This window comes from Schaalia odontolytica (assembly GCF_031191545.1).
Classification (GTDB): Bacteria; Actinomycetota; Actinomycetes; order Actinomycetales; family Actinomycetaceae; genus Pauljensenia; species Pauljensenia odontolytica.
In genome coordinates this window covers 1,041,050-1,067,255 of sequence record NZ_CP133472.1, presented here as the reverse complement: position 1 = coordinate 1,067,255, position 26,206 = coordinate 1,041,050, and the positions used below count along the sequence as shown (strand labels likewise).

The following is a 26,206-nucleotide window of genomic DNA, read 5'->3' as shown; positions in this document are numbered from 1 at the left end:
CCAACGATGAGTTGGCCACCCCCCTCTGGTATCTCGTGTCTCAGTGCAGGATGCGCGCCAGGAAGTCCCTGGTGGCCTGCTCGCGCGGGTTGTCGATGACCTGCTCCGGCGGGCCCTGCTCGACGATCTGGCCGCCGCGCAGGAACACGACGCGGTCGGCCGCCTGGCGGGCGAAGCTGATCTCGTGCGTCGCCATGAGGATGGTCGAGCCCTGCTCCTTGATCTCGCGCACGAGGTCGAGGACCTCGCCGACGAGAACCGGGTCCAGTGCCGCCGTGATCTCGTCCAGCAGGAGCAGTTCCGGATTCGTGGCGAGCGCGCGTGCGATGGCGACGCGCTGCTGCTGGCCACCCGACAGGCGATCCGGGTACTCCTTCGCCTTGTCCTTCAAGCCGATGCGGTCCAACAGCTCCATGCCGCGCTCGTGTGCGCGATCCTTTTCCCAGCCGTGCACCTTGCGGGCCGCGAGCGTCACGTTGTCCAGCACCGACATGTGCGGGAACAGGTTGTAGTGCTGGAACACCACGCCGATGCGCGCGCGGATCTGATCCGCGTTCGCACGGGGGTCCGTGATGTCCTCGCCGGCCAGGAAGATCTGGCCGTCGTCCACCCGCTCCAGCAGGTTCGCGCAGCGCAGCAGCGTTGACTTACCCGAGCCCGACGCGCCCAGGAGGACCACGACCTCGTGCGCTGCGACGTCCAGGTCCAGGCCGCGCAGGACGATGTTGTCGCCGAAGCGCTTGACGACGCCGACGGCGCGCAGGACCGGGGTGTTGTTGTCCGAGGTGGGGGAGGCCTCGTAATCCGTGGAGACCGACATCAGACGGTGCCTCCCATCTGCTCGCGTTTACGCAGTCGGGCCGTGTACCAGTCCGACAGGCGAATGAAGGGGAACGACAAGATGATGAACAGCAGGCCGGCGACGACGTAGGACGTCATGTTGTAGGTCTTGGCCTGGACCATCTGTGCCGAACGGATCGCGTCGACCGCGCCCAGGACCGAGATCAGGCCGACGTCCTTCTGCATGGAAATGAAGTCGTTCATGAGGGCGGGCGTGACCTTGCGGATCGCCTGCGGCACGATGATCATCCGCAGCGTCTGCCCGTGGGACAGGCCCAGCGAGCGGGCCGCGTAACGCTGGGAGGGGTGCACGGAGTCCAGGCCCGCGCGCAGCACCTCGGCGACGTACGAGGAGTACGTGAGGATCAGCGCGACCGTGCCCAGGAACGCGGTCGGGATGCGCGTCATCGGGTTAAGGGCGGGGATGCCGAAGCCGATTAGGTAGAGGACGACCAGGAAGGGGACGCCTCGGAAAATATCCGTGTACGCGGCCGCCAGGAAGCGGATCGGGAAGAACACGGGACCGGCCAGCGTGCGCGCGGCCGCCAGCAGAGTCGCAAAGACGGCGACGCCCAACACCGAGATCAGCAGGATCCGGATGTTGAGCCACAGGCCGGACAGGACCTGGGGGAAGGCCTCGACGAAGTATTTGCCGTTGAAGAAGGTGTTGCGGGTGGCCTCCCACCCGTCGGAGTTGACGACCACGGCGATGAGGACTCCCGCGACCACGACCGTGGAAGCCAGGGAGATGAGAATGGACCGGACCGTCTGCTTGCGCCGATAAGCGCGGCGGCCACGCTCAACCGCCGAAACGGTGAGCGTGGCCGCCGCGTCACTTGAGTAGTCACTCATGAGTGTGGGAGCCTCACTTAAGGGTGGGCACGTTCTGTGCCTCGTTCAGCCACTTTTCCTGCAGCTCGGCGAGCTTGCCGGATGAGGCCAGGCGATCGACCGCAGCGGAAACCGTGGGGGTCAGCTTGGAGCCCTTGGGCAGGACGATGCCGTACTCCTCGCCGCCCGTCGTGTCGTCGAACTGGCCGATGATGACGCCGTCATCGATCTGCGCGGAGACCATGTAGAACGCGGTCGGAAGGTCGACGACGATCGCGTCCACGCGGCCCGTCTGCAGGGCCAGGACCGTGTCGTCGGAGGAGTTGAACATCTGCAGCTTCTGGGTCAGGCCGGACTCCAGGTGATCGGAAGCGAACTGCTGCGACGTCGTACCGGCCTGGACGCCGATCAGGACGTCCTTGAGGTCAGCGATGGACTTCGCGTTGGCGGCTGGGGTGCCAGCCTTGGTGATGATCGCCGAGGTGGTCGTGTAGTACGGGGACGTGAAGTCGACGGCGTTCTTGCGCTCGTCGGTGATGGAGAACTGCTGAATGTTCAGATCCCAGTCCTTGGCGCCGGGGGTGATCGACGCGTCGAAGGTGGCGCGCACCCACTGGACGTTGTCGGCGGTGTAGCCGAGTTCCTCGGCCAGCGCGTAGATGACGGCCGACTCGTAGCCTTCGCCTGAGGCCGGGTCGTTGTCCAGGATCCACGGCGAGTAGGCCGGATCGGAGGTAGCGACGGTGAGCTTGCCTTCCGTCACGGTCGGCAGCGCGCCGGGGCCGTAGGTCTGCTCGGCGTCGGCGGAAGAAGAGGAGCTCGTGCCGCCCGTGCAGGCGGCCAGGCCGAGGGCCGCGACGGCGGCAACGGCAGCGAGGGAACGGACAGAGCGGCGCATGGGGTCTCCCGGTGACGTGGGGGATTCCGCCTTGTGGGCGGGTCTGACTCGACGAGAGTATCGGTGCACCGAAAAATGCGCTGGTGTCGTTTCGCTGCACGAAACAATGGAACGAGGTGTGGGCTGGGAAAACGGCGGAATCGTTGGGATTTTGTGTGGGTGGGGGATGGGACACAGTGCCGCGTGGGCGTGCGAAAGGGCCGGGCCACATCGGCCCGGCCCTCCCGTCAGATCACTTCTGGAACTTGTCCTTCAGATCGGAGACGACCTCGGTCGCCTTGTCCTTGGCAGCCTCGACGGCCTTCTCGACGTTCTCCTCGCCGAAGGTTTCCTTAGCCTTCTCGAGACCCTCTTCAGCCTGCTTCTTCAGATCTTCCAGACCCATGTTTCCTCCTTGGAACGAGTCGCCCGTATTGGTCGAGCGGATGGTCTCACCCTATGCCCGAACCGGGGTGCTCGCGCGTTCAAGGGGTCCCGTGGCGCGATCGTTCCCTGCGCATCCGCGCCGTGGGACATCGTGCCGTCGGGATCAGACGCCTTCGGCGAGCTTCCAGTCGTCGAAGGTGAACTCGGGGGAGACCACGCAGGTGGCCAGCGCGTAGTTGCCGCGGGCGAAGGTGCGCTGCCAGGTGCCGGCGGGCACGAGGATCTGCACGGGGTTGCTCGGATCGGATGCCTGTGTGCTGGCTGGAGAGCCCAACGTCACGATGCACGGGTCGGCCTCGGGAGCGTCGCCGCTGCCTCCCAGGTGTACCTCGAGGGCGCCGGGCCCCGACCAGATCCACAGTTCGTCGGAGTGGACGAGGTGCCAGCGGGCCTCCTCGTCGCGGTCGAGGAGGAAGATGATCGCGGAGGCACTGTGGCGGCTCCCGCGCGGCGTGTCCACCTGCGCGGGCGCGGTCCACGTGCGGCGGTAGTGGCCGCCCTCGGGGTGGGGTGCGAGGCCCATGGCATCAATCAGCGGGGACACGTCGGTCATGCAAAACTCCAAACGAAGGGAAAGGGAGGCTGAGCGAAAGGGAAACGACAGGGTCAGTGAGAGGTCGAGTAGCGCACGCGCCCGGACACGATGGTTTCGACGACGCGACCGGCACCGTGGCGGGCGACGGTGTCGATGGTCTCCACGATCGAGGTGACGGGCACGTCGACGACGCACATGTCGGCGACGGCACCCGACTGGAGCTGACCCAGGCGGTCGGGGCCGGTCGCCAGGCCCATCGCGGTGGCACCGCCCAGGGTCGCGGCCTGCAGGAGGCGGCGCGCCAGGTCCTGGTCCTCGTAGCCCTGGGATCGCGCCAGGTCGAAGAGAAAGGCGACGTCCTCGAGCAGGTCAAGGGAGGGGGAGGAGGACAGGGAGTCTGTGCCGACCGCGATCATGTTGCCCTCGCTGAGGTAGGCACCGACGGGCGGCGCGTCCAGGCCGATCACGTGGTTTGAGCGCGGGCACAGTGCCACGGCCGTCTGGCGGGCGCGTAGTCGCCTGCGGTCGTCCGCGCGCATGTACACGCCGTGGGCGACGTGGCAGTCGGGCCCGAGGACGCCCAGCTGATCGACGAACTGCGTCGAAGAGAAGCCGCCGCCGCGCGAGCGCATCGCCGTGAACGACGAGGAGTGCTCGCTCTTCCACAGGTCGGCCAGGGCGGTCGTGCGCGTCTCGGACCATTCGGCCTCGGAGTGGGACTCACCCAGGTGGATGTGGATGCGCATGCCGCGTCGCCTGGCCATGTCCGGCAAATCCAGTAGCGGCTCGGCGTCGAGGGAGTAGGGGGCGTGCGGGGAGATGCCCACTGCCGGAGGGGTTGGCATGGCGTCGAGGGACGCGGAGACCTCGCGTTCGCCTCGGGCTCGCCACTCCTCGTTCGACCAGCTCATGACCTCCCAGTAGGCGACGCCGTGCAGCCCGGCGTCGTGCAGTGCCGAAGCCGCGGCGGCGTCCGTCACCACGTCGGCGGCGGCGGTCGTGCCGCTGGCCAGGAGCAGTCGGGCGCCAGCGGCCGCGTCGCCTCCCCAGTCCAGGCCGCCCGCGTCGTAGACCTCGTCGAAGGCGCGCGCCCAGTCGTCAAAACCGCGGTACTGCCCCGCGCCCACGGACGCCATGCCCGTGTACTGCAGGTGCGTGTGCGCATTGACGAGGCCGGGGAGCAGCACGCCGTCAAAGTGGCGTTCGGTGAAGGAAAGGCCGCGCTGCGTGAGCGTTTCGACGACCCAGTCGCGCGCTCCCACGTGCTCGATGCGCCCGTCGCGCACGGCGACAGCGCCGTCGAGGATCGAGGGGGCGGTGATCGGGATGACCATGCCGGCGGACCAGACGACCACGTCGCTCATGGGGGGGCCTTTCAGTGGGGGACGCTGACTAACAGTGTAGAAGTGGGGTGGGCGCACCCGCCCGCCGGTGGACGTGAGCTGCGATTATGACAGGGACAGGGCGCCCAGCGCCGCCGCTGCCACCGCGTCGTCGGCCTCGCGCGGCAGGTCGTGCAGGCCGGGGGATAGCTCGCCTTCGTGGGTGAGGAGCTCGCGCAGGGATGCCAGCTGCACGCCGAAGCTCATGTCCATGATTTCGATGGGGTTTCCCTCGCCCGCCGTGTAGTTGATGCCCTCCCCGCGCTCGAGGACGCGCAGCGTTTTGCCGGAGGGGCTGGTCAGGGTCTGCACGTGGGGATCGCCCGACTCGGCCATGACCCAGGAGGCGGCCACGGCCTCGTCAATGGATACCTCCCCGTCGACGCCGCCGGCGACCGTGACGATCGCGCCCTCGGGCGCCGCTTCCAGCGCGCTCAGCGGGATCGTCGCCCGCTCGCCCGTCGCGGAGATCAGCATGCCGCCGCTCGCAGCGGCCTCTTCCAGCGAGGCCACGGCGAACCCGTCCATCGACGCCTGCAGCGCGCGGACGGGGTCCAGCTCCACGACGGTCACGCGTGCGCCGAGCGCCGCTCCAAAGCGCGCGCAGCCGCGGCCCACGTCTCCGTAGCCGATGACGACGACGCTCATCCCCGCCACGGGCGCGCCGACGCCGCGCGGGTCAATAAGATCGAGGATCGTCGTCCAGCACGACTGACCCGTCCCGTAGCCGTTGTCGAACAGGGTCTTCGAACGCGCGTCGTTCGAGGCCATGACCGGAATGTGCAGATCGAAAGAACGCAGGGGCCGCAACCCTGAGGTGGTCTCCTCCGCCGCGCCGACCAGCGCGTCCAGGACACCCGGGCAGCGTTCCGTCTCGTGCGCCAGGCGGATCAGGTGGGAGCCATCATCCAGTAGGAATTCGCTGCGCTGATCCAAAAACTCGCGGGCGAGCTCCCACTCGCGCTCGCGGGAGGCTGCCGAATCCGCGAAGACGGGGATGTCGGCGTCGCGCAGGCGGGCCGCGACGTCCTCGCGGGTCTCGGACGCCCAGCCGAAGACGCTGACGCGCGCCCCGGCCTCGGAGAGCATGAGGGCCAGGGCGGCCGTCTTCGGCTCCAGGACGAGGGACAGCCCCACGCTTCGGCCCGCCACCAGGGGAGCTAGTGCACGTGCCGCCACCTCGGTGACCGGCATGTGGGCGCGCGCCCACTCGATGCGTCCCTCGTCGCCGGGGCCCGTGATGATGCGCCCGTCGGGGGCGATGACGGCGCGGAAGACGCCGCCGGGTGCCAGGACCGTGATCGCGCCGGGCCTCGGGGTCGCGTCCTCCTCGAGCGAGAAGACGACCGGGGGCGAGGCCGGGGTCCCCTCGGCATCCGACAGCGGGCCCACGTGGGCGCCGAAGGCGCGCAGCAGGGCGGCGAGTGTCGGGTCGTCGGTCGCGAAGGAACGCCCCGCGATGAGCATGTTCGTGGCCCGCGCGTAGGCGCGTAGCAGCAGCTGGGCGGCGAGGGGATCCAGGGCGCGGTTCATGCGTCAAACGTAGCAACTGCGGCGTCAATGTCGGGGATGGGTCAGGGGATGACCAGGGCGGCCCCTCATAGAAATACGCGGGGCTGCGGGCCTATCGTTCAAACATGACACACGACACGGCGGGTCTGGTGACCCGAGCACTGACGAAGACATACATGCGCGGGAATACTCCCGTCCACGCCCTGGCAGGCGTCGACCTGACACTCCCGCAGGGCACGCAGGTGGCGATCATGGGTCCCTCGGGCTCCGGTAAGACCACCCTCCTGCACTGCCTGGCGGGCGTGCTGCGCCCCAGCTCAGGGTCCATCACCCTGGACGGCGAAGAGATGACGACCATGTCGGAGCGGGCGCTTTCCGACCTGCGTCTGCGTCGCTTCGGCTTCGTGTTCCAGGACGGCCAGCTTCTGCCCGAGCTGCCCACGGAAGAGAACATCGCGATGCCCCTCATGCTCGCGGGAACGCCGAAATCGCAGGCGATCGCTCGCGCACGCGAGATCCTGACGAACCTCGGCCTCGACGGTGCCGGCCCCTACCGGCCCGGCCAGCTCTCGGGCGGCCAGGCCCAGCGCGTCGCGATCGGGCGCGCGCTGGTGACCAACCCGTCGGTGATCTTCGCCGATGAACCCACGGGTGCCCTCGACCAGGCGACCGGCGGAGAGGTTATGTCCCTGCTGACCAGCGCGTGCGCGACAACGGGCGCGTCCCTCGTTCTGGTCACCCACGACCCCGCCGTCGCGAGCCGACTCCCGCACACGATTCACGTGCGCGACGGACGCGTCTCCCTGTCCGAACGAGGCGGTGTCCCCAGCAGTACACCGGCCTCGCAGCAGACTGTCCCAAGTGCGCCCGCGGCGGGCACCGCGAGCGAGGGGGGACAGCGATGAGTTCCGTACGCACCGCGGCTGAGGCGCTGCTGCGCTCGCGCGACCGGGCGACCTCCGCCCTGACGGTCGCCGCCTTCGCGTTGCCGCACGCCGTCCTTCTGGCGGTCACCGGCGGCGTCATGTCCTTCATGTCGCGTTCTGACGCTGCGAGGGCTACCGGTCTGGCCGACGACCCGACCACCATCGAGGGTGCGATGGTCATGTACGTCCCCCTGGCTTTCTTCGCCGCGACCCTCCTGATCGTCCCGATCATTTCGATGGGCGCGGCCGCTGCCCGCCTGGGCATGAGCCGGCGCGAGCGCGACCTCGCGGTGCTACGCCTCGTGGGCCTAGCGCCCGGCAAAACGAAGCTGGCGTGTATCGTCGAAACCTGCGTCTTCGCGTCCGTCGGTGTTCTCATCGGCTCGGTCTTGTACGCGGTGACGCTTCCCGCGTGGGGGGCGCTATCCTTCCAGGGCCGCCCGATGGGGGTCGGCGAAATGTGGGTGGGAGTGTTGGTTCTCCTCGCCGAGGCCGTCGCCATGATTCTGCTGGCTGCCCTTTCCTCGTGGCTGGCCATGCGCAAGGTGGCGATTACCCCCCTTGGTGTTGCGCGACGCTCCCTTGCCGGTCGGGTCAGTCCCTTCGGCCCGATCCTGGCGGTGGTTCTCCTCGTTGGGTGGCTGGTCGTGGGCGGATTCGCCATGAACTTTGGAGCCGCGATCGGCATGGCCATCCTCATGGGTTTCCTGGGAGCGATCTTCCTGGTCGTGAACCTGCTCGGCGTCTGGTCGATCAGCGTGATGGGGCGGATCATGGCGCGCTGGGCTCGTAGCCCGCAGATGATGGTGGCGGGCAGGCGCCTGGCCGATGACCCGCGCAGCGTGTGGCGTTCCTTCGGAGCCGTGGCCCTGGTTGGATTCATCGTGGGCGTGATGTTCCCGATGGGTTCCGCGATCTCCACGGAGGGAGGCACGGCCATGGATGAGGTCCAGCGAATCGTCAACGGCGACATCCTGCGCGGCATGATGCTGACCTTCGCGATCACCCTGGCGCTCGGAGCGGTGTCCACGGCCGTCAACCAGTCCATCCGAGTCATCGACTCGGCCGAGCAGATGCGTGCGCTGTCCTACATGGGGTCCCCGCGGGGCTTCATGGATCGCAGCCGCCGCCTAGAGGTCGCCCTGCCCGCCTTCGTGATGGTGGGGGGATCGGTGCTGATGGGGCTGGTGTTCATGTCCCCGTTAATTCCCTCTGGAGCGGCCAGCGGTTTCATTGCGGCGGCCGCCGCAGCTCTCGTCGGTGTCCTCCTGATCGTGCTCGCCTCCGAGGCGACGGTCCCTCTGCGCCGCCGAATCCTCGCGAGCGTGCGCGAGGGGCGGGAGTAGAGCGCTCGTCGCCAGTCGCGTGGTCCGAGCTACGGGGGAATGTAAAACCGTCGGGCGCGCGAGTGCATGGAGAAGGGGGGCGAACCTCTTGGTTCGCCCCCCTTCTGGTAGCTCACTTCTCGAGCTTGTCCTTGATGTCCTCTGCCTTGTCCTTGGCGTCCTCGGCGATCTCCTCTGCCTTGTCCTTGGCGTCCTCGGCGGCCTCTTCGACCTTGTCCTTGGCGTCTTCTGCCTTGTCCTTGGCGTCCTCGGCGGCCTCTTCGACCTTGTCCTTGGCGTCTTCTGCCTTGTCCTTGGCGTCGCCAGCGAGCTCGGCGAGCTTGTCCTTGGCTTCTTCAGCCTTCTCCTTGGCCGCGTCAACGACCTTCTCGAAGCCTTCTTCAGCCTTCTTGGCCAGATCTTCCAGGCTCATGATTCTCTCCTCAACGTAGGGTCGTTCGATGCTTTGAGCGAACATGGCCAGCCTAACACATAGTGTGACGGGCGGCTCATTTTGCAAGGGGGTGCAAGTCGTTTGTTGGTTTGCGGCTCCGATCAAATTGTTTGGAATTAAAGAAATCAAATGCATGTGATGCACGCCTCATGATTGCTAGGACTGCGCCATTCAGACCGCAATAGTCGATGGAGACATCGTGTACCGCTCGCCTTCCCAGTACTCGCACGCGGAGGGGGTCGGTGTGGCCGCGCGAGGAGCGCAGGTCACCAGGCCAGCCGCGCGTCGCCGGCGCCCCGCGCCGCCCTCGTATCCGCCCGCCGTGCGCCCGAGCGTGCGTGCGCGAGCCGACCTCGACGAGGAGATCTTTTCCCTATCCGCCTCGACCCAATGCCTGCTGTCCGTGGGTACGCGGCGCTTTTCGCGCCTCGGGGCCCTGATGGTCGCCGTGCTGGCCCCCGTTGCCGCTGCGCTATGGTGGTGGTGCTGAGAGGATCTCGACCTCCCCCGAATGGAACGGAGGGTCGTGACGGCCTCGGTTCCATCATCTGGAGGTGTCGTGTTCCTCGTCGGATTTCTTCTGCTTGCTGCCCCCGTCCTATTTGTTGCCTTCCTGGCGCTGGCTGTCGACGTCACGGCAGCAAATAGTCGTGAAAGAAAGGCCGCCGATGAGGTTGCGCGGGCTAATCTAGCCGATGGATCTGCGGACAACGCGGGCGAGTTGATCCGCGAGAAACAGCGCCGGGGTTCGAGCGTGGTGCGCGTCTGCATCATCCTGGGTTTCGTCCTCATCGGAAGTATGTTGTACCTGCCGCCGTTGGCCTGGCTCGCCAGCTTTTTTGATCCGGACGGTAACTCGCCCGCAGTCGCCATAAACTTGGCCTTCCTCTCCGCGCTGCTCTTCGTCGCCCCTTTCGGCCTGCTTGCGTTCCTGTGCGCCCTCCTCGTTCGCCTCTTCGAAAAGGGCAAGGAGAGGGATCAGGAGCGCTCAGAGTGACCATGCGTGTACCTCACGAGGTCACGTGAGGTTGCCCCAGCCTCGTCCCCGGTGCGAGCACCCGTGCCTCCCGTCGGGCACAATGGACTCATGACGACCCCCACTGACCCCGCGCGTTACGCGGGCGCCGACCTGTGCCTGGCAGCCGTCGACATGGACGGCACCCTCCTGGACGACGACAAGAACTTCCCGCCCGGGATGGATGCGCTTCTCGACCTGATGGACGAGCGTGGAGTGACCTTCGCTCCCGCGTCGGGCCGCCAGGTGTGGACCCTCATCGACATGTTCCCCGGTCGCCCGGGAATGACCGTCATCGGCGAAAACGGTGGCATCGTCATGCGTGACGGAGTCGAGGTCTCTTCCAGCCCGCTCGACGCCCCCACCATGCGCGAGGCTGTCCGCCTCGTGCGCGAGGCAACCTGTGGACCGGATGGGATCGACGGCGGCCTGGTTATGTGTGGCAAGCAATTCGCGTACGTTGAGCGCACCGACGACCGCTTCGTCGACGGCGTCATACCCTACTATCACCGCACGAAACGCGTCGATGACCAGATCGCGATCATTGATGGGATCGAGGCCGGGGACGTCGACGATGCGATCGTTAAGCTGGCCGTGTTTGCCTTGGGGCCCGTCGAGGCGCTCGCGGAGGCAACGCTGGCCCACTTCTCCGACACTCACCAGTATGCGGTTTCTGGGGCGAACTGGGCGGATCTGCAGATCCGAGGCGTTGATAAGGGCAGTGCCGTGCGTGATCTGCAGCGTTTCCTCGGAGTGGCGCGCGAGCAGACCGCAGTCTTCGGGGACGCGGGTAATGACCTGTCCATGATGAGCGAGGGGGAGTTGTCCTTCGCGATGGCCAATGCCTCGGCGGATGTTGTTGAAGCCTCGCGTTTTGTGGCGCCCTCCAACAACGAGGCCGGGGTCGCCCAGGTGCTGCGCGTCCTCCTCGGGTGAGCGTGTCTTGCGCTGGCCGCCCTTTCTTCGATGATCTCAATTTTTGAAATACCGGTCTTGGGGAGGGGACGGTGGACCGAGGAACGTCGGCCGCGCCCAAGGAACCCTGCAGCAGGCGTCGGCTTGGAGGAAGGAACAGATGAATGAGCGAACGCAATAGCATTGAGGTGCCGGCCACGCCTTCGCCGTCCGTCGCCCCCGGTGAAGGCATGCAGCAGGCAGCCGGTGGCGGGGTCGTCCCCGCGCGTGCGCGCGTCACGTGGATCCTGTCCATGCTGTTCGGCGCTGGCGGCTGGTTGCTCATATTCGCCGCGATCGCAGGTATGTCCTCCGGTCACTTCTGGTCAAGGCCCCGCCACTCGTCGTTGTTGGCCTCGTCGTCCTGATTGGTTTGTTCTATGGGTTCTTGTACCTCACTGCGTTGCTGTAGGGCCGGTGCGTTTGCGCCTCACGAGAACGTTGCTGTCGTGCTGGATGTCGCCCGTGGCGGCTCCTTCGTGGAGGTGTGGAAGAGTGACTCGCACTGACAACGATGTTAAGCGCAGAGGGGGACTCTTGAAGCGCAAGGGTGCCGGTGTGACAAATCTGGGCGCGGCCCGCCAAGTCGTGGGGCGTTTGTTCGTGGGCGGCTTGTCGGCCTGGACCGGAGTTGTGTCCGTGATCGGGCTTGGGTGCGCCGTTGTCGTGGGCTTCGTCTGGTTGATCTCCGAACTCATCCTGGGTGATCCCCTCGTTGCGTTGTTCTACTTGTGCCTTCCCTTCGCCGTGGTTGCCATTCCACTGGGAGTTGTCGGACTGGTCGACTTGATGGCTGGTTTCACGGCGCGACGCCGGTCGGGGGATAAGTGGGACCGAAAGCGCAATTCGACGGTGACTGTCCTCAACGCCGTCTCCGTCATCCACGTCATGTGTTGGAGTATGGTCGCGCTAGTTGCTCATGTTCTGGCAGATGAGATGTTAGGTCCGTGATGAGGAAGCGTGAGAGAAAGGAGGGCGGGTCGCCGTGGACGTGAATACTTCGACTGATGCTGTCGGCAACGGCAGCTCCGCTGACACCGCGGTCGCGGGGGAGAGGGTTGAGAGGACGGGTCCGGGCAGGCGAGCGAGCGCGGGTGCGGCCTCGATCTGCACGCTGGTTGCGGGACTCGTGGTCATGAGCGGGTTCTTCCTCGTCCGGTTGGCTTCGGTTGCCGACGAGATGAGCGCCAGCGCTAACCTCGTCATTCCCGGCGAGTTTGCGGTCATGAGCGACGGCGAGTTTGTCCGTTCCCTCCTGCCCGCAGCCGGCGTGGCGGGGATCGTTCATCTGGTGGGTGTCGTCGCCGGGCTGATGGGACGAACGCGCGCCGAGGATCGCAGGGAGCTCGCGCGCTGCGCGCTCGGAGTGGGTGCGAATGCCTTCTTTCTTGCCTGCGCCTGCATCACCCCCGTCGTTGGCTTGGTCCCCGATCCGCGGGCGCTCGTGCCCCTCCTCGTTGTGTGCGGCGCTGCGGTCCTGGCTGCGTGCGTGTCCCTATTCCGCGGCATGCGTGCCAGCGCGGGCGCGATATCGGTGGGCGCGGGAGCAGCGGGCATGCTGGCTATGGCCGGAGCGTTGCTTGTCGGCCTGTTCGCGATGCTCCACGAGCTCGCTACGACGCCGGGGCGACCCTTCTTGCCCGCGTTGATTGTCGTGGCCGTCTGCATCCACATGTCCGTCCCGGCGGGCCTTATCCAATTGACGGGCCTGATCGTGGGCATACGGGCGCGTCGGCACGCCGACAGCGAGGCCGAGCGGGCGCTTGCCGGGCGAGGAATAGTCCTGAACGTGCCCCTGTGCTGGTGCGTTCTCTTCCTCCCCCTGCTGCTTCTGTCAGCCATCCCGTAGAGCGCTCCCTCGACGAACGAGGTTGGGGTCGGCCTCGCCAGCATTGTTGGTTCAGTGCCCGCGTGTGATGCGATGATCCTGACCAAGAAAGGAATAGAGCATGTGATAGGAGCAACAGCCTGATGTCCAGCCTGAGATTGCGAGTGTTTCCCTCATCCGGGCGTTGCGCAGGGGACCACATGTGGCATGGCGCTACGGGCCGGTGTCGTGAACGACCCTTCTCAACCTCGCCGTCTGGCGCGCACGTCGATCAGCTTCGGAATCGTCGGCCCGGTGCTGACCGCTCGTCCCCTGCGGCCCGTCTTCATTTAGGATTGTGACTGTTGCTCATCCGGGTGCGTACCATTGGCGGAAGGATTGACCGTGACAACCCCGAATCCGAATGTTCCTAACCCGAACGCTTACTCAGATTTGTCTGCTCAGCAGCCGTCCTACCAGTACCAGGGCGGTGTTCCTCCTCAGGGGCTGCCCCAGCCGGGGATACAGGCGAACTGGGCGGCGCAGGCGAACTGGGCGGCGCAGCCCGGGAATGGTGCCGCTGTGCAGGGTTACCCGCAAGCTGGGTACGCAGGCTACGGGCATGCTCCAATGGGTCCAATGGCTCCCATGAAGCGTCGCACATCCTACATGGCTGCGGGCACTGTCTTCGGAATCGGCATACTGCTGGTGCTCTCGCCCTTCATCGCATGGTTCCTTATCGAATTCATTCCGGGCAATCACGGCGACGGTGGAGACGGACTGTACTGGCTTCCAATCGCGATGATTTTCTACATCCTGCCGATCGGCCTCATCGTCATTGTCGCCTCAATCATCGTCGCTATCGTCACCGCACTGAAGAACCGCTCGTCATAGGGCCGGTCCTCTGGCGTCAAGCACCCCGCGTCGGCACCTTCATTCGGTGCGACGCGGGGTGCTTCGTCGAGCAGAAAGTAAGGCTGGGGGCCGCGACGCAGCGCGTCGCGGCCCCCAGCCAGCAAAAACCTTGCAAAAGGTGAGTGTTACTCGCCCGCCTCGAAGGTGGCCTTTTCAGCCTCGGTGTTGGGCACGAAGGAATCCGTGTCCAGATCCGCCCAGTACTCCTCGGCCCACGGATCCTCAATCGGCTGCGAACGCTTCCACAGGATGTAGCCGGCACCCGCAACGGCACCAACCAAAGCGGTCAGGCCGAAGGCGCGCAGCACGCGGCACCTGCGGCGCTTACGCGTGGGCGTCGCCAGAGCGGCAGCCGAGGCCTCGGAGGCGCGGCGGGCGCGATCCGACAGTGAGCCGCGAGCCGTCAAAGCGGCACCAGCCTGGTTAACGGCCAGGGAAGCGCGGGGCAGGTAGTCATCCACGAGGTGCTCGCGGGCGTTCTCGATCGCCGGGCCAGCCTGCGCGGCGGCAGCCTGGGCGCGAGCAGCGGCGTTCTCAATCGCGGGGGTCGCGTGCTCAATCGCGGAGCTCAGCGCCGCCTGGGCGCGGGGCGCGGCCCAGTCAACGCCCTGGCCAGCCAGATCGGCGGCCCGCACGGCAACCTTGCCGGCGTAAATGGCGGCGGCGTCGCGAAGATGCTGAGATGATGCGCGCAACTTGTCTGCATCGAAAGTCGGCGAAGTAGCCATGATGTCTCCGATTCTGTCCACAATAAACAGGGGCGCGGACGCGCCACTCACCTCTATTGTGCTACAACAGCGTGTGATCTGCAGCCCACCGTCTCGCGTGAGGTGCCCGACGGACAGGAAACGCCCAGGAAAAGATGCGACCATTAATGGCATGAAAGCTATTCTTCACACCTCCGCCGGCGACATCACCGTCGAGCTCTTCCCCAACCACGCCCCCAACACGGTTCACAACTTCGTGACCCTGGCCAAGGGCGAGCGCGAATGGGTCGACCCCTCAACCGGCCAGAAGACCTCCCGCCCCCTCTACGACGGCACCGTCTTCCATCGCGTGATCCCCGGCTTTATGATCCAGGGCGGCGACCCCCTCGGCACCGGAACCGGCGGCCCCGGCTACCAGTTCAACGATGAGATCCACCCCGAGCTGAACTTCAACGACCCCTACCTGCTCGCCATGGCCAACGCCGGCAAGCGCATGGGCAAGGGCACCAACGGCTCGCAGTTCTTCATCACCGTGGCCCCCACCCCGTGGCTGCTCGGCAACCACACCATCTTCGGTAAGGTCACCGACGAGGAGTCCAAGCGCGTCGTCGACGCCATCGCCACCACCCCCACGGGCGCGAACGACCGCCCCGTCACGGAGCAGGTCATCACCTCCATCGAGATCGTCGACTGACCCTCTCCCCCTTAATCCTCGACGAGGCCGGGGCCGCCCCCGCTGCTCAGTGCAGTGACCGGGAAGGTGCACCCCGGCCTCGTGCCTTACTCGCCTGCCGAAAGGGAAGCTATGAGCATGCCGAGCTATGGCCAGCGGTCGGACCCGCGCGCCGCCCCCGACTGTCCGCGCCACCCGGGCGTGCGAAGCGTCGACTACTGCAAGCGCTGCAACCGACCCATCTGCGTGGACTGTGCGATCCCGACCGAGGTTCGCTCGATCTGCGTGGATTGCACGTCCTCGAAGAAGCGGTGGATGCGGTCCGCATCGCGCGCGGCCGGAGCGCCGGTCGTCACCTACTCGATGATGGCGATCTGTGTCCTCATGTTTGCCCTCACGCTGCTGGCTCCCGCCCTCACGGACTCACTTGCCCTCGTGCCCGCTTATCTGATGGCGCGCCCGTGGACGGTCCTCACGGGCGCGTTCCTGCACGGAGGCCTGCTCCATATCCTGTTCAACATGCTGTCCCTGTACTGGGTGGGGCGCGCGATTGAGCCGGTCATGGGCTGGTGGCGTTTCCTTACCGTCTACCTGGTGAGTGCGTTGGGTGGCTCTGCTTTCATTCTCGCATGGTGCCTGATCCAGCCCTCCGAGGTATTCGTCAGTACGGTGGGTGCTTCCGCGGCTGTGTTTGGTCTTTTCGCGGCGGTCTTCGTCCTGCAGCGTCTGAGTGGGTCGGACACGACCGCCATCCTGACGCTGCTCGGCGTGAACCTTGTGTACGGCTTCATGGTCAGCGGTATCTCGTGGCAGGGGCACATCGGTGGCGCGATCGCAGGCTTGGCGGCGACGTGGTTGCTCGTCCGCCTTTCCCGTCCGCGCTCGGGCGTCACCGAGGCGGCGCAGAATCGCCGCCAGGCGCTCGTGGCGCTGGGGATGGTCGTGGGCATGATCGCGGTCAACGCGCTCGCTTTCCGCGTTCTGTACGAGGTCTACGGCGCCTAGCGCGGAAACATCCGATGGGCGCAAGCCATCTAAGGATGACCTAATATAGGGAGGGTCCGGCATAGAGTGCCGGGCCCTCCCTCATGCGCCCCCCCACAGGAGACACCATGACCAGCCCCTGGGACCTGTACGACCAGCTCATCGACGAGATTTCCCCCGACGTCACCATCACCCAGATCCTCACCGACGGTAAGTGGCGTCGCGTCGCCACCAGCGAGGACGGTGTCGGCATGGCCTTCGGCATGAACGTCCAATCCCGCCCGCGCGCGACCGAGGATCCCGGCGACCTCGTCGGTCGTCCCCTGCGAGACGTCGCCGCCCTCGCCAAGTCGTGGAACTTTGAGGATGCCGGCATCGGAATGGCCGCTGTCAACGCCTACCACTCCCATCCGGTGCGAGCCCTGGCCCACGGTTTCCGCGCCTGCGAGGAAAACAACTGGGGACGCACTTTCCACCCCTACGCGCCCCTCGTCGCCGGCAAGCGCGTCGCCGTCATCGGCCACTTCCCCTTCGCGGCCGCCGCCATGCCCGACGCCGCGCAGCTCAACATCCTCGAACGCAACGTGATCGACGGCGACTACCCCGACTCCGCGTGCGAGTACCTGCTCCCCGAGATGGACTTCGTCTTCATCTCCGGATCCGCCTTCGTCAACAAGACGATGCCGCGCCTCCTCGAGCTATCCTCCGACGCGCACACCGTCGTCCTCGGCCCCTCGACGCCCGCGTCCCCCGCGATCATTCACGCCGGAGCCACAACCGTCATGTCCTTCGCCAGCGCGCACCCCGAGCGCCTCGAAGACGGCCTCGCCGGACGCACGCTCCAAGGGATGTACGACGCAGGCATGAGGGTCCAGCTCAACAGGCCCTGACCCAAAACTCGGCCGTGGCCCGGCTGCCAGCCCCGGCCTCGCCGATACAACCCAAGAGAATGGTGGGGCGTCCCGACCGCAGTCGGAACGCCCCACACATACTCACCGGAGACGGCAGGCCTGCGCCCGCCGCGCCCTCATCAACGCCAACGCAGCGTCATCAGGAAGCCCACCATCATCGTGCCCAGGCCCACCGCGATATTCCACGCGCCCAGCTTCGGCACCGGGTAGGTGCCCGACGAAATGTAGTAGACGACAACCCACAGCAGGCCCAGGATCATCAGGGCCACGAAGGTGGGAGCCCACCAGGCCGGGCTGAGTGGAATACCGTCAGTCCAGTTCTGGATCTCGGTGTCGTCCTCGACCTCGTGTCCGTTCTTCTTACGCTTCTTGGATTCGGCCACGTCGGGTCCTCTCTGCTGGCCCGCGCGGGAAGACAAACCGCCCGGCGGTGATGAATTAGTCGCAACACTAGCGTAGTCTCGGACGTGGAAAGTGCCAAAGCGCAGCGCCACGGGAGGAGGAAAGATGCACGCACGCAGCGTCCGCCACATCGCAGGCGTCCTCGCCGTGACCGTCGCCTCCGGCCTCCTCTTCTCCGTCTCCGCGCTCCACGAACGCACAAGCCCCGCTGCCACATCCGACCTGTCGACCCTCGTGCGCAACCGCCAGGAACAAGTCAGAGTCCTCGAAAACGAGGTCTCCGGGCTCGATGCGCAGATTCAGGCCTTCTCCTCCGCCGCCCCTCAATCAGGCACCCCCGACGAAGATGCGTTCACCGCCCGCTCCACCCGTCCCGTCTCCGGACCCGGCGTCCAAATCACTCTCTCCGACGCGCCCCCCGGGCAAATTCCCGCAGGTGCGACCCCCAACGACCTCGTCATCCACCAGCAGGACATCGAGGACACCATGAACGCCCTGTGGAGTGGCGGCGCCGAGGCCATGACCGTCCAAGGCGTGCGCGTCACCTCCCGCACCGTCATCCGCTGCATCGGCAACGTGATTCTCGTGGACGGCACCAGCTATTCACCACCCTATGTGATCCAAGCAATTGGTGATCCTGCCACTCTGCGCGCGACGGTTACCGCAAGCCCACGTATGGTGAATTACCAGGCCTACGTGACGAAGTACGGCCTCGGGTGGGACATGCAGACCAAAGACTCCCTGAGCTTTGCGCCTGCCACTACCTCTCTGACAGTCAACTATGCAACCGTGGAGGAAACGAATGGGTGAACACGTCGCCCCAGCCTCGCCGACAAGCAAAAAGCGCTCCAACATCTTCTGGAACATCGTCGGTGTGGTTGGCGAACTGCTCATTACCTTCGCCCTCGTCATCGGGCTTTTCTCCGTCTGGCAGCTGTACTGGACGACCTACGAGGTCTCCGGGCAGGTCTCCCAGACCATCGCCTCGTACGAAGAAGAACACCAGCCTTCCAAGCGTGCCCTCGGCGAAGTCCGCACCGATGATCCACCCGCCTTCGAACGCGAAGTCGGCGACGGCGAGGTATACGGCCTCATCCACGTGCCGACCTGGGACTGGATGAAGATTCCGCTCGCGGAAGGCACCACCTCCTACGTTCTCGACCAGGGATGGGCCGGCCACTACGACATGACCACCCAGCCTGGCGGCGTCGGTAACTTCTCCGTTGCCGGCCACCGCCGTACCTACGGCAACAACTTCCGTTGGATCGATCGCCTTACCCAGGGCGACAAGGTCGTCGTGGAAGTCGACGACCACTACCTCGTCTACTCGATGGTCTCCTCCGAGATCATCGACGCCACCGACCCCACGCAGATGCGGGTTGTTGCCCCCGTTATCGACGACGTTTCCTGGTCCGAAACACCCACGGAACGCTGGATGACCATGACGACCTGCCACCCCGAGTACGGCAACTGGCAGCGCTACATCGTCCACCTTAAGTTCGAATCCTGGACCCCCAAGGACACGGGCGTCCCCGCCGAACTCGTCGACGAACCCACGAACTGAAGGACCCCACATGTACGCATGGATCTTCCGCCACCTGCCCGGACCCACCTGGTTTAAGGTCATCGAGTCCCTGGCCCTCATCGGCGCGGTTGTCGCCGCGCTGTTCACGTGGGTCTACCCCTGGGTCCAGACCTACCTGGAGCTGGGAGAAGCCTCCGTCGGCTGAGCTTGAGCTGCGCTTGATGGAAAGGGACGAGGCCGGGTCTGCCCGGCCTCGTGCCGTATCCGCGGGCGTGTGCGGGCGGATCCGTCTGTGCCGCTTCGCCCGGAGAGCGGACAGCGCCCGCGCGCCCACTGGGGGTGCGCCCTACGATGGATGCCGGAGAAGGGGCCACGGCCTCGTACACGAAGGGACTGGCGATGGTACGAATCCTCTGCGTCGACAACTACGACTCGTTCGTCTTCACGATCGTGGGCTACCTGCGCCATCTGGGTGCCACCGTGGATGTCGTGCGCAACGATGTCGTGGATCCCGAGTGGTTCGAGGCCGGCTACGACGGTGTTCTCATCTCCCCCGGCCCCGGGGACCCCAAGAGCGCCGGAGCCTCCCTGCAGACCATCGCTGACTGCGCGTCTCATGGTGTGCCGATGCTGGGCGTGTGCCTGGGACACCAGTCTCTCGGTGAGCTGTTCGGCGCGACAGTCGGGCACGCACCCGAACTCATGCACGGCAAGACCTCCGTCATCACGCACGACGGGCGAGGCGTGTTCGAAGGAGTCCCCTCGCCGCTGACCGTCACCCGCTACCACTCGCTGACGATCGACCCGGCGACGATGCCCGATGAACTTGAGGTCTCCGCGACCACCGACTCCGGTATCATCATGGGTGTGCGCCACCGCTCCCTGCCCCTCGAGGGCGTCCAGTTCCACCCCGAGTCCGTTACGACCCAGTCCGGGCACCTCATGTTCGCCAACTGGCTGACCGCCTGCGGCGATACCGCAGCTCGGGAGCGGGCCGCGTCCCTGAAGCCCGTCGTCGCGGAGCGTTTCAAGCTGTAGGTGTCGCCGGGGCTTCCTCCCTGCCCGGTTCCGACGACGTGTCGTTGCGCGCGTGTTTCGGCTCGCTTGCTCCGTCGTGTCCTGCCGGTTTTGCCGCTTCTATGTCGTCGAGGTGAGGGTTGTTGAGCTGTGGTTTTGTGGGCGGTAGGAGCTGTGCGGGATCATCGACGAGTAACTCAGCGATGCTGCGCGCCTCGGAGTGCGCCCTGCTTGTTGTCTGACTGTGCCGCATGTTGGTTGGTGCGCGTCGGCTGTGTTCCGGGCTCGGGGCCTGGCCATCCACCAATCCTGCAACCTCACCCAGGCCTGCGTCGGTCTTCCGGCGGTGTGATCGTGTGTTCTGGATAGGAACGGCTCTTGTGGATAGGTTACTTTCCCATCCGGAACGCAATAGCCTTTCCAGATAGTGGTTTCCCATCCAGTTTTCCGAGTGTCATAGCCGCCTCTCCTGACAACTCGCATTGATAACAGTGTGGGGGGGCTTGTTGCGCACCGCGGCCCGTGTAATCGCGCGTAAGTGCTGCCGGGGGGTGGTGTGGTCATTTTGTGCCCTGTGGCTCTGTCGCCCTGTGGCCCTGGGAGAGAGAGTGTGGTCGGCATGTCGGAGCCTCGTGTGGTGTAGCAACCCGTTTGATGTGATTCCTTGTCATGCGACCGCAATGTTGCTTGTTTTGTGGCGTTGGCGCGCCGGCAAGGGAGCATTCAATCCGCTCCGAGCTGGTGGAATGCTCCCTAACCGATGCACAGTCGCTTAACTGGTGTCATGCCGCCCCGGCGGGTGAAATGCCTGTGGATGCAGGAGGGTGCGGACAATCGGCTTTGCGGTGACGGTGCTCCACGCATGCTTAGGTGGGTGGTGGCTCGCGGCCCCTGATGACGCCCGGTGCGACGCGCCACAGAGATGCTGGCAGGCAGGCGGCAGCCTCCAGGCAACCAGTTCATGTCCGGGGCGATGCCACAGGCGTGCTGTCTGTAGGTGAACGCGGATAGGTTACGCATGTGCGGATAGGTTACGCGCACGCGGATAGCTTATTGACCTATCCGCAAGCTGATAGCCTATCCGTATCGTTACAACCTATCCGCGTAAGCGTAAGCCATGCGCGAGGGACACAGATTGTCTAGGGTCTGTCGCGTGAGACCGTGGCGCACAACGTTTCTGCAACTAATGGACGCCGTTGTCTGCGAACAGGTGTCGCCAGCAAACCGCAGTCAGGGTTGTGTGCAAGCGCCGTCACCTTTGCGAGAAACTCTCCGGTAGTACGTGCAACTGGTGAGGCACCTGCCGGTGTCTCAGCAGCAGTCCGTGCAACCGCTGGCACCTCTTCGGCCGCAGGTGAAACTGTTGGCACCTTTGTGGGAAGCTTTCGAGCCATAGATGAAACCGTTGACGCCTTTGCTGGCGAAATTTGCTTGACATTTATGCTTTTGAGGTTGACAGAGGTGTCATGGGTTTCATGGCTTCGTCAAGATGACCTAACGGTGGTGCCAGCGGTTACGCGATCTTCATGAGAGGTTCCATCAGAGGTGCCGGTGGTTTCAAGCCTTGGTATGCGTGACCAGGCAGTGGCGTTGTTGGTTTCGGGAGATGGTGCGTGTGACCCGGCAGTGGCGTTGTTGGTTTCGGGAGATGGTGTGCGTGACCCGGCAGTGGTGCCTGCGGTTTCATACGGGGCCGAACCCGCGTTGTCAGTGGTGCCACTGGTTTCAAGTGAACATGGGCTCTGTGCGGCAACGTCGTCTCGGGTGGCATGACCCGTCGAAAGACCTCAACGAACGAGCCAATGCTTTTAACGAAAGCGTGCGTGACCCGGCAGTGGTGTCGTTGGTTTCAAGCGTTGGTGTGCGTGAGCCGGCAGTGGTGTCGTTGGTTTCAAGCGTTGGTGGGGTGACGTGGTGACGACGGTGCTGTCGATCTGCTTGTGGGAGGTACTTCCGACAGGGGCAAGTATCCGGATAGGTTACGCGCATGCGGATAGCTTATTTGCCTATCCGGATGCCGATAACCTATCCACATCGTCACAACCTATCCGCGTAAAGGATAGGTTCTTGGTGGGTCTGTTTTGGTCCGCGTCGCAGCACAGCACCTATTTGCCAAGTGACTGGTCGGCTGATCTGCGTTCTGGAGGCCAACATGCGCACGCCCCACATCCAGTGAGGCCCGCGCCGCAGGATTTCTCCTCGCAGGCGCGGGCCTCACCGATCAACGGGATAACCGATCAACGGGATAACCGATCAACGGAATCACCGAGCGATGGAACAACCGCTACGCGGGTCCGGGACCTACTCAGCCCCGCTTGTTGTTCCCGCCGTTGTTGCCGCCGTTGTTGCCGGTTTGTTCACCTTTCGACACCTTGAGCTTCACGGTGGAGTTCTTGTCGACCTTCGAGCCCTCACCGGGCTCGACGGACAGGACCTGGCCGGCGGGCTGGTTGCCCGCGACTTCCTCGACGGTGACGTTCAGGCCGAGAGCCTTCAGCTGCGCCTCGGCGTCTTCACGGCCCAAGCCGACGACGGTGGGAATCTCCACCTGAGCGGGCTTACCGCTCGAGATGGACACGCCGACGGTGGTGCCCTTCTTGACCTTCGTTCCGGTCTCGGGGTCCTGCGCGACGATGCGGTCCTTCTCCTTCTCGGAGTCCACGCTCGTCACGTTGCCCAGCTCCAGGCCGGCACCCTTGAGGGTGCTGCGTGCCTGGTCCTGGGTCATGCCCGACAGGTCGGGGACCTCCACCTCGTCGGAGCCGGAGGACAGGTATGCGCGTATCGTCTGTCCAGCCTTCACCTTCGAACCGGGGGAGGGGTTGGTCTGTGCAACCTTGCCTTCGGGGACGGTGTCGGAGGCAACCTTGCTGCTGTCAAGCTCCCACTTCAGGCCGAGGGCCTCGACGGCCTTACGGGCGTCGTCGGGACTCATGCCGACAAGGTTGTCGGGCAGGGTCACCGAATCGGGGCCGGAGGAGATGGTGACGCGCACAGTTGCGCCCTTCGTAGCCTGTGTGCCGGCCGTCGGGTCGGTCGAGGCCACGGAGCCCTCGTTCACGGTGTCGGAGGCGACCTTGTCGGGGTTGAGTTCCCAGGTGAAGCCGGCAGCTTCGATCTGCGCCTTCGCTTCGGCCTGGGTGAGGCCGACAACGTTGGGGACCGCGATCGTCTCGGGTTCGGCGGCACCCCGCATGAGGGCCCACACCGATCCACCGATGATGCCAAGCGCGGCGAGCAGCAGGAAGACGATGATTGCCGTGCGGCGCTTGCGGGAACTCGGGGCGTCGTCGTCCGCGTCCGCTGTGGCGACCGCGGGCATCGACGTGGATGTCGCCGCCGTGGCCGGGGCGGGGGTGTGCGGGGCAACGGCGGCCATCGGCGTGGTCGCAGCGGTCTGGGCACCAGCCAAGCCGGCGGCAGGTAGAACCTCGGTGGCCCACGAGTCCGCTGGCGGGGCACCCACGTCCATTCCGCGGGCGACGCGCTGCAGGTCGGAGAGCATCGCGGCGGCGCTCGGGTAGCGGTCGTCGCGGTTCTTAGCCAGGGCCTTGAGCACCACGCGGTCGAGGGAGTCCGGAATGTCGGACAGGATCGACGAGGGCGTGGGCGGGATCTGCTCGACGTGCTGGTACGCGACGGCAACGGCAGAGTCGCCCTTAAAGGGCGGGCGGCCCGTCAGCAGTTCGAAGAGCAGGACACCCGTCGAGTACAGGTCGGAACGCGCATCGACGGTCTCGCCGCGAGCCTGTTCCGGGGAGAGGTACTGGGCGGTGCCCACGACGGCGTTCGTCTGCGTCATGGTGGCCTGCGAGTCCGTGAGAGCGCGGGCGATGCCAAAGTCCATGACCTTGACCTTGCCCTCCGACGTCAGCATGATGTTGCCGGGCTTGATGTCGCGGTGCACCAGGTGGCTCGCGTGCGAGTACTGGAGGGCGGACAGAACGCCCGACACGATCTCGATGGCCTCGTTGATTGGAACCGCCGTGCCGTCGGAGATGAGATCCTTGACCGTGTGTCCCTCCACGTACTCCATGACGATGTAGGGAACCGCGATCGAACGGCCAGTCGCGTCCTCGATGATCTCCTCGCCGGTATCGTAGACGGCGACGATGTTCGGATGATTCAGCGACGCTGCTGACTGCGCTTCGCGACGGAAACGCGCCTGGAAGATCGAATCCTGCGCCAGGTCGCGCCGCAGCATCTTGATGGCGACGACGCGCGAGAGACGAGTGTCGAAGCCCAGGTGGACTTCGGCCATTCCGCCGCGCCCGATGAGCGAGCGAATCTCGTACCGGCCAGCTAGACGGTGGGCCATGGGCTCTGCCATGTCCTAACCTCCTCGGTAATGTGTGCTCCCGCACTTGGTTGAATCAGGGAGCCGAGCATGTATTTGATCGTAATAGCTGAGAGCGCGATCAGCGCAATCACGATGATTGCGACGACTGCCGCGCGAATGATCTGCCTGGATGGTGGGATGGGTGGTGCGACCACGCTGCGCGAGTATGTGGTCTTGGCCGGCGGGCGCGTCCCGAGAGCCGATCGGGCGTCGAGCGCGTGCCAGCGCGGGCCGCGCGTGGTCATGTCGGGTCGAGGCTCGTACACGGATCGGCGTGGACGAGACGACGGATTGGCGCTCCGAGGCTGGGGGACAGTCCCGTAGACGCGGGGCGTCGAGCCGGTTGTGGCGCGCGGTGACGAGCCCTGGTTTGCCTTATCGCGGCGAGGCTGCTCGGAGCGGGGCTGGGGGATGGCGGGAGTGTTGCGCTGCGCGGCCTTGCGCTGTGCCAGCTCGGCCTCGCGGCGGGTACGTGCTTCTTCGAGTTCACGCTGACGCCGTTCTTCTTCTTCGCGGGCGAGGCGCGCGCGGCGCTCCGCTTCTGCGGCGTCTTCGGCCTGGCGGCGCTCCGCGCGCTGGCGCAGACGCTCGGCAAGGGCGGCGCGGCGGTCCTCAGACGCGGGGGCAGTAGACGAGGATGCTTGCGCGGCCACGGCCGGAGAGCCCTGTGTGGGCGCGGAGAGGGGGCGGGAGGTCGGAAGGACTTCGGCCTCGTCGAGGACGCGTGGGACAGCGGCGTGGCGGCCCGTGACCGGGATCGCCGAGGAAGATGGCGCGATCGTCGTCGCCTCGTCCAGGACAGGAACAGCGGCATGTCGACCCGTGGTGGTGCGCACCTTGGGGGTGAGCCCTGAGGGAGGCTGCAGCATGTCCTCGGGTAGTGTGCGGCGCCTCAGGTGGCGAACCGGCGCGACGATCGGCACCGAGGGCTGGACGGGGGTGCGGACCTCCGCGGGGCGCTGTGCGGCCTTCGGCAGGGGGAGGGGGCGAGGAGTGACGGAGATGCCCATGGCTTTGGCGGCTGCGGCGATCTCGCGGACGGCGGCCGACCCGGACTCGGGGCGCTTTGCGGGATCCTTTTCCAGCAGGTGCAAGATGACGTCGGCGAGAGGTTCGGGAACGAAGTCGGGGAGGGGCGGCACGGGGTCGTTGACGTGTGCGAACGCAATGTCCACCTGAGTTTCACCCGTGAACGGACGTCGCCCGGCCGCTGCCTCGTAGGCAATGACGCCGAGGGCGTAGAGGTCACCGATGGGGGTGGCGACCTCACCCATAGCCTGTTCCGGCGGCAGGTACTGGGCGGTGCCCATAACCATGCCCGCGGCAGTCAGGTTGACCTGGCCGGTGGCACGCGAGATACCGAAGTCAGTCAGCTTCACCATGCCATCAGGGCGAACAAGGATGTTTGCGGGCTTGATGTCGCGGTGGACGACGCCAGCGCGCGCCGCGGCACCCAGTGCCATGGCGACCTGGATGAGGATCGGCATGAGGTACTCTGGCTCTATGCGCGAGCCGCCGCGCAGGTAGTCCGTCAGCGGGTAGCCGTCGACGAGCTCCATAATGATCCAGCCTATGCCGTCCTCCTGGCCCGAATCCTGTGTGTTCGCGATGTTCGGGTGGGAAATCGACATCGAGTTGCGGGCCTCGAGGCGCAGGCGCGACAGGGAGAGCTCTTCGCCGGCAAGCTCGGGACGAAGAACCTTCGCGGCGACGATGTGTCCGCTCACCCGGTCTCGGGCCTTCCAGACCTCGCCCATGCCGCCCTGAGCGATCGGGGTGAGCAGCGTGTAGCGACCGCCGAGCACTCGCCCGGCACCTGACGTCATGC

Annotated in this window: 28 protein-coding genes; 16 read left to right on the top strand and 12 right to left on the bottom strand. The window is 65.7% G+C overall.

What is annotated here, in order from left to right; all coding sequences use genetic code 11:
- Positions 1-40: 40 nt before the first annotated feature.
- From RDV55_RS04550 to RDV55_RS04520, 7 genes are all read right to left on the bottom strand, one after another.
- Positions 41-820, bottom strand: coding sequence for an amino acid ABC transporter ATP-binding protein (locus tag RDV55_RS04550; RefSeq protein WP_111823220.1), 780 nt, complete (start codon positions 818-820; stop codon positions 41-43).
- The gene (locus RDV55_RS04545; protein ID WP_111823219.1) at positions 820-1,692 is read right to left on the bottom strand and encodes an amino acid ABC transporter permease; all 873 of its coding nucleotides are present in this window, start codon (positions 1,690-1,692) and stop codon (positions 820-822) included. The genes RDV55_RS04550 and RDV55_RS04545 overlap by 1 nt, the downstream gene beginning before the upstream one ends.
- 13 nt (positions 1,693-1,705) lie before the next feature.
- Positions 1,706-2,569: an ABC transporter substrate-binding protein gene (locus tag RDV55_RS04540; protein WP_111823218.1), complete on the bottom strand. Its 864-nt coding sequence runs from the start codon at positions 2,567-2,569 to the stop codon at positions 1,706-1,708.
- Positions 2,570-2,801: 232 nt separating this feature from the next.
- Positions 2,802-2,954 (bottom strand): hypothetical protein, encoded by a 153-nt coding sequence (locus RDV55_RS04535; RefSeq protein WP_003797040.1) that lies wholly within the window; start codon positions 2,952-2,954, stop codon positions 2,802-2,804.
- 144 nt (positions 2,955-3,098) lie between these two features.
- Positions 3,099-3,548: a cupin domain-containing protein gene (locus RDV55_RS04530; protein WP_111823217.1), complete on the bottom strand. Its 450-nt coding sequence runs from the start codon at positions 3,546-3,548 to the stop codon at positions 3,099-3,101.
- Positions 3,549-3,601: 53 nt separating this feature from the next.
- Positions 3,602-4,894 (bottom strand): amidohydrolase family protein, encoded by a 1,293-nt coding sequence (locus RDV55_RS04525; RefSeq protein ID WP_111823216.1) that lies wholly within the window; start codon positions 4,892-4,894, stop codon positions 3,602-3,604.
- An 84-nt stretch (positions 4,895-4,978) separates the two neighbouring features.
- The gene (locus tag RDV55_RS04520) at positions 4,979-6,445 is read right to left on the bottom strand and encodes an adenosylhomocysteinase (protein WP_111823215.1); all 1,467 of its coding nucleotides are present in this window, start codon (positions 6,443-6,445) and stop codon (positions 4,979-4,981) included.
- Positions 6,446-6,549: 104 nt separating this feature from the next.
- On the opposite strand from RDV55_RS04520, the gene RDV55_RS04515 reads away from it, so the two are divergent.
- On the top strand, positions 6,550-7,329 hold the full coding sequence (locus RDV55_RS04515; protein WP_111823214.1) for an ABC transporter ATP-binding protein: 780 nt from the start codon (positions 6,550-6,552) through the stop codon (positions 7,327-7,329).
- Positions 7,326-8,696: an ABC transporter permease family protein gene (locus RDV55_RS04510; protein ID WP_111823213.1), complete on the top strand. Its 1,371-nt coding sequence runs from the start codon at positions 7,326-7,328 to the stop codon at positions 8,694-8,696. The genes RDV55_RS04515 and RDV55_RS04510 overlap by 4 nt, the downstream gene beginning before the upstream one ends.
- A gap of 112 nt (positions 8,697-8,808) precedes the next feature.
- Here RDV55_RS04510 and RDV55_RS04505 read toward each other — a convergent pair whose 3' ends face one another.
- Positions 8,809-9,108 (bottom strand): YtxH domain-containing protein, encoded by a 300-nt coding sequence (locus RDV55_RS04505; protein ID WP_133256510.1) that lies wholly within the window; start codon positions 9,106-9,108, stop codon positions 8,809-8,811.
- Between the two features lie 220 nt (positions 9,109-9,328).
- Here RDV55_RS04505 and RDV55_RS04500 point away from each other — a divergent pair, with 220 nt between their 5' ends.
- The 7 genes from RDV55_RS04500 (at position 9,329) to RDV55_RS04470 (ending at position 13,799) form a co-directional block, all read left to right on the top strand.
- The gene (locus tag RDV55_RS04500) at positions 9,329-9,619 is read left to right on the top strand and encodes a hypothetical protein (RefSeq protein ID WP_111823211.1); all 291 of its coding nucleotides are present in this window, start codon (positions 9,329-9,331) and stop codon (positions 9,617-9,619) included.
- A gap of 69 nt (positions 9,620-9,688) precedes the next feature.
- Positions 9,689-10,126 (top strand): hypothetical protein, encoded by a 438-nt coding sequence (locus RDV55_RS04495; protein WP_245907645.1) that lies wholly within the window; start codon positions 9,689-9,691, stop codon positions 10,124-10,126.
- 90 nt (positions 10,127-10,216) lie between these two features.
- Positions 10,217-11,080 carry an HAD-IIB family hydrolase gene (locus RDV55_RS04490; RefSeq protein WP_111823209.1) on the top strand — a complete coding sequence of 288 codons (864 nt, stop codon included), beginning with the start codon at positions 10,217-10,219 and terminating at the stop codon, positions 11,078-11,080.
- 143 nt (positions 11,081-11,223) lie between these two features.
- A complete protein-coding gene (locus tag RDV55_RS04485; protein ID WP_111823208.1) occupies positions 11,224-11,466 on the top strand; it encodes a hypothetical protein in 243 nt (80 codons plus the stop codon).
- Between the two features lie 127 nt (positions 11,467-11,593).
- Positions 11,594-12,049 (top strand): hypothetical protein, encoded by a 456-nt coding sequence (locus tag RDV55_RS04480; protein ID WP_111823207.1) that lies wholly within the window; start codon positions 11,594-11,596, stop codon positions 12,047-12,049.
- Positions 12,050-12,083: 34 nt separating this feature from the next.
- Positions 12,084-12,947, top strand: coding sequence for a hypothetical protein (locus tag RDV55_RS04475; protein ID WP_245907644.1), 864 nt, complete (start codon positions 12,084-12,086; stop codon positions 12,945-12,947).
- Between the two features lie 606 nt (positions 12,948-13,553).
- Entirely contained in the window at positions 13,554-13,799 is a 246-nt protein-coding gene (locus tag RDV55_RS04470) for a hypothetical protein (RefSeq protein WP_309188044.1), read from the top strand.
- A 146-nt stretch (positions 13,800-13,945) separates the two neighbouring features.
- On the opposite strand, the gene RDV55_RS04465 is transcribed toward RDV55_RS04470, so the two are convergent.
- Positions 13,946-14,548, bottom strand: a complete 603-nt coding sequence (locus tag RDV55_RS04465) for a hypothetical protein (protein WP_174703796.1) — start codon at positions 14,546-14,548, stop codon at positions 13,946-13,948.
- Between the two features lie 151 nt (positions 14,549-14,699).
- Here RDV55_RS04465 and RDV55_RS04460 point away from each other — a divergent pair, with 151 nt between their 5' ends.
- The 3 genes from RDV55_RS04460 (at position 14,700) to RDV55_RS04450 (ending at position 17,074) form a co-directional block, all read left to right on the top strand.
- Positions 14,700-15,221, top strand: coding sequence for a peptidylprolyl isomerase (locus RDV55_RS04460; RefSeq protein ID WP_111823204.1), 522 nt, complete (start codon positions 14,700-14,702; stop codon positions 15,219-15,221).
- 111 nt (positions 15,222-15,332) lie between these two features.
- Entirely contained in the window at positions 15,333-16,205 is an 873-nt protein-coding gene (locus RDV55_RS04455) for a rhomboid family intramembrane serine protease (protein WP_174703795.1), read from the top strand.
- Between the two features lie 107 nt (positions 16,206-16,312).
- Positions 16,313-17,074, top strand: a complete 762-nt coding sequence (locus RDV55_RS04450; RefSeq protein ID WP_111823203.1) for a Rossmann-like domain-containing protein — start codon at positions 16,313-16,315, stop codon at positions 17,072-17,074.
- 140 nt (positions 17,075-17,214) lie between these two features.
- Here the strand turns inward: RDV55_RS04450 and RDV55_RS04445 are convergent, their stop codons facing one another.
- Positions 17,215-17,478, bottom strand: a complete 264-nt coding sequence (locus RDV55_RS04445; RefSeq protein ID WP_007588580.1) for a cell division protein CrgA — start codon at positions 17,476-17,478, stop codon at positions 17,215-17,217.
- A gap of 124 nt (positions 17,479-17,602) precedes the next feature.
- Between RDV55_RS04445 and RDV55_RS04440 the strand changes: the two genes are divergently transcribed.
- From RDV55_RS04440 to RDV55_RS04425, 4 genes are all read left to right on the top strand, one after another.
- Positions 17,603-18,307 (top strand): DUF881 domain-containing protein, encoded by a 705-nt coding sequence (locus tag RDV55_RS04440; protein WP_111823202.1) that lies wholly within the window; start codon positions 17,603-17,605, stop codon positions 18,305-18,307.
- Positions 18,300-19,061, top strand: coding sequence for a class E sortase (locus RDV55_RS04435; RefSeq protein WP_111823201.1), 762 nt, complete (start codon positions 18,300-18,302; stop codon positions 19,059-19,061). The genes RDV55_RS04440 and RDV55_RS04435 overlap by 8 nt, the downstream gene beginning before the upstream one ends.
- A gap of 10 nt (positions 19,062-19,071) precedes the next feature.
- The gene (locus RDV55_RS04430) at positions 19,072-19,227 is read left to right on the top strand and encodes a hypothetical protein (protein WP_165835836.1); all 156 of its coding nucleotides are present in this window, start codon (positions 19,072-19,074) and stop codon (positions 19,225-19,227) included.
- A 146-nt stretch (positions 19,228-19,373) separates the two neighbouring features.
- Complete coding sequence (locus RDV55_RS04425) at positions 19,374-20,060, top strand: glutamine amidotransferase-related protein (protein WP_174703794.1); 687 nt, start codon at positions 19,374-19,376, stop codon at positions 20,058-20,060.
- A gap of 2,284 nt (positions 20,061-22,344) precedes the next feature.
- On the opposite strand, the gene pknB is transcribed toward RDV55_RS04425, so the two are convergent.
- Together pknB and RDV55_RS04415 are read right to left on the bottom strand one after the other, a co-directional pair.
- On the bottom strand, positions 22,345-24,369 hold the full coding sequence (gene pknB, locus RDV55_RS04420; RefSeq protein ID WP_111823199.1) for a Stk1 family PASTA domain-containing Ser/Thr kinase: 2,025 nt from the start codon (positions 24,367-24,369) through the stop codon (positions 22,345-22,347).
- Entirely contained in the window at positions 24,342-26,204 is a 1,863-nt protein-coding gene (locus tag RDV55_RS04415) for a protein kinase domain-containing protein (protein WP_111823198.1), read from the bottom strand. Before RDV55_RS04415 ends, pknB begins: the two co-directional genes overlap by 28 nt.
- Positions 26,205-26,206 lie beyond the last annotated feature (2 nt).

Excerpts from the sequence above, each read along its gene's own strand:
- RDV55_RS04550 (WP_111823220.1), bottom strand. The coding sequence starts at position 820 with ATGTCGGTCTCCACGGATTACGAGGCCTCCCCCACCTCGGACAACAAC.
- RDV55_RS04545 (WP_111823219.1), bottom strand. The coding sequence starts at position 1,692 with ATGAGTGACTACTCAAGTGACGCGGCGGCCACGCTCACCGTTTCGGCG.
- RDV55_RS04540 (WP_111823218.1), bottom strand. The coding sequence starts at position 2,569 with ATGCGCCGCTCTGTCCGTTCCCTCGCTGCCGTTGCCGCCGTCGCGGCC.
- RDV55_RS04535 (WP_003797040.1), bottom strand. The coding sequence starts at position 2,954 with ATGGGTCTGGAAGATCTGAAGAAGCAGGCTGAAGAGGGTCTCGAGAAG.
- RDV55_RS04530 (WP_111823217.1), bottom strand. The coding sequence starts at position 3,548 with ATGACCGACGTGTCCCCGCTGATTGATGCCATGGGCCTCGCACCCCAC.
- RDV55_RS04525 (WP_111823216.1), bottom strand. The coding sequence starts at position 4,894 with ATGAGCGACGTGGTCGTCTGGTCCGCCGGCATGGTCATCCCGATCACC.
- RDV55_RS04520 (WP_111823215.1), bottom strand. The coding sequence starts at position 6,445 with ATGAACCGCGCCCTGGATCCCCTCGCCGCCCAGCTGCTGCTACGCGCC.
- RDV55_RS04515 (WP_111823214.1), top strand. The coding sequence starts at position 6,550 with ATGACACACGACACGGCGGGTCTGGTGACCCGAGCACTGACGAAGACA.
- RDV55_RS04510 (WP_111823213.1), top strand. The coding sequence starts at position 7,326 with ATGAGTTCCGTACGCACCGCGGCTGAGGCGCTGCTGCGCTCGCGCGAC.
- RDV55_RS04505 (WP_133256510.1), bottom strand. The coding sequence starts at position 9,108 with ATGAGCCTGGAAGATCTGGCCAAGAAGGCTGAAGAAGGCTTCGAGAAG.
- RDV55_RS04490 (WP_111823209.1), top strand. The coding sequence starts at position 10,217 with ATGACGACCCCCACTGACCCCGCGCGTTACGCGGGCGCCGACCTGTGC.
- RDV55_RS04485 (WP_111823208.1), top strand. The coding sequence starts at position 11,224 with ATGAGCGAACGCAATAGCATTGAGGTGCCGGCCACGCCTTCGCCGTCC.
- RDV55_RS04470 (WP_309188044.1), top strand. The coding sequence starts at position 13,554 with ATGAAGCGTCGCACATCCTACATGGCTGCGGGCACTGTCTTCGGAATC.
- RDV55_RS04465 (WP_174703796.1), bottom strand. The coding sequence starts at position 14,548 with ATGGCTACTTCGCCGACTTTCGATGCAGACAAGTTGCGCGCATCATCT.
- RDV55_RS04460 (WP_111823204.1), top strand. The coding sequence starts at position 14,700 with ATGAAAGCTATTCTTCACACCTCCGCCGGCGACATCACCGTCGAGCTC.
- RDV55_RS04455 (WP_174703795.1), top strand. The coding sequence starts at position 15,333 with ATGAGCATGCCGAGCTATGGCCAGCGGTCGGACCCGCGCGCCGCCCCC.
- RDV55_RS04450 (WP_111823203.1), top strand. The coding sequence starts at position 16,313 with ATGACCAGCCCCTGGGACCTGTACGACCAGCTCATCGACGAGATTTCC.
- RDV55_RS04440 (WP_111823202.1), top strand. The coding sequence starts at position 17,603 with ATGCACGCACGCAGCGTCCGCCACATCGCAGGCGTCCTCGCCGTGACC.
- RDV55_RS04435 (WP_111823201.1), top strand. The coding sequence starts at position 18,300 with ATGGGTGAACACGTCGCCCCAGCCTCGCCGACAAGCAAAAAGCGCTCC.
- RDV55_RS04430 (WP_165835836.1), top strand. The coding sequence starts at position 19,072 with ATGTACGCATGGATCTTCCGCCACCTGCCCGGACCCACCTGGTTTAAG.
- RDV55_RS04425 (WP_174703794.1), top strand. The coding sequence starts at position 19,374 with ATGGATGCCGGAGAAGGGGCCACGGCCTCGTACACGAAGGGACTGGCG.
- pknB (WP_111823199.1), bottom strand. The coding sequence starts at position 24,369 with ATGGCAGAGCCCATGGCCCACCGTCTAGCTGGCCGGTACGAGATTCGC.
- RDV55_RS04415 (WP_111823198.1), bottom strand. The coding sequence starts at position 26,204 with ATGACGTCAGGTGCCGGGCGAGTGCTCGGCGGTCGCTACACGCTGCTC.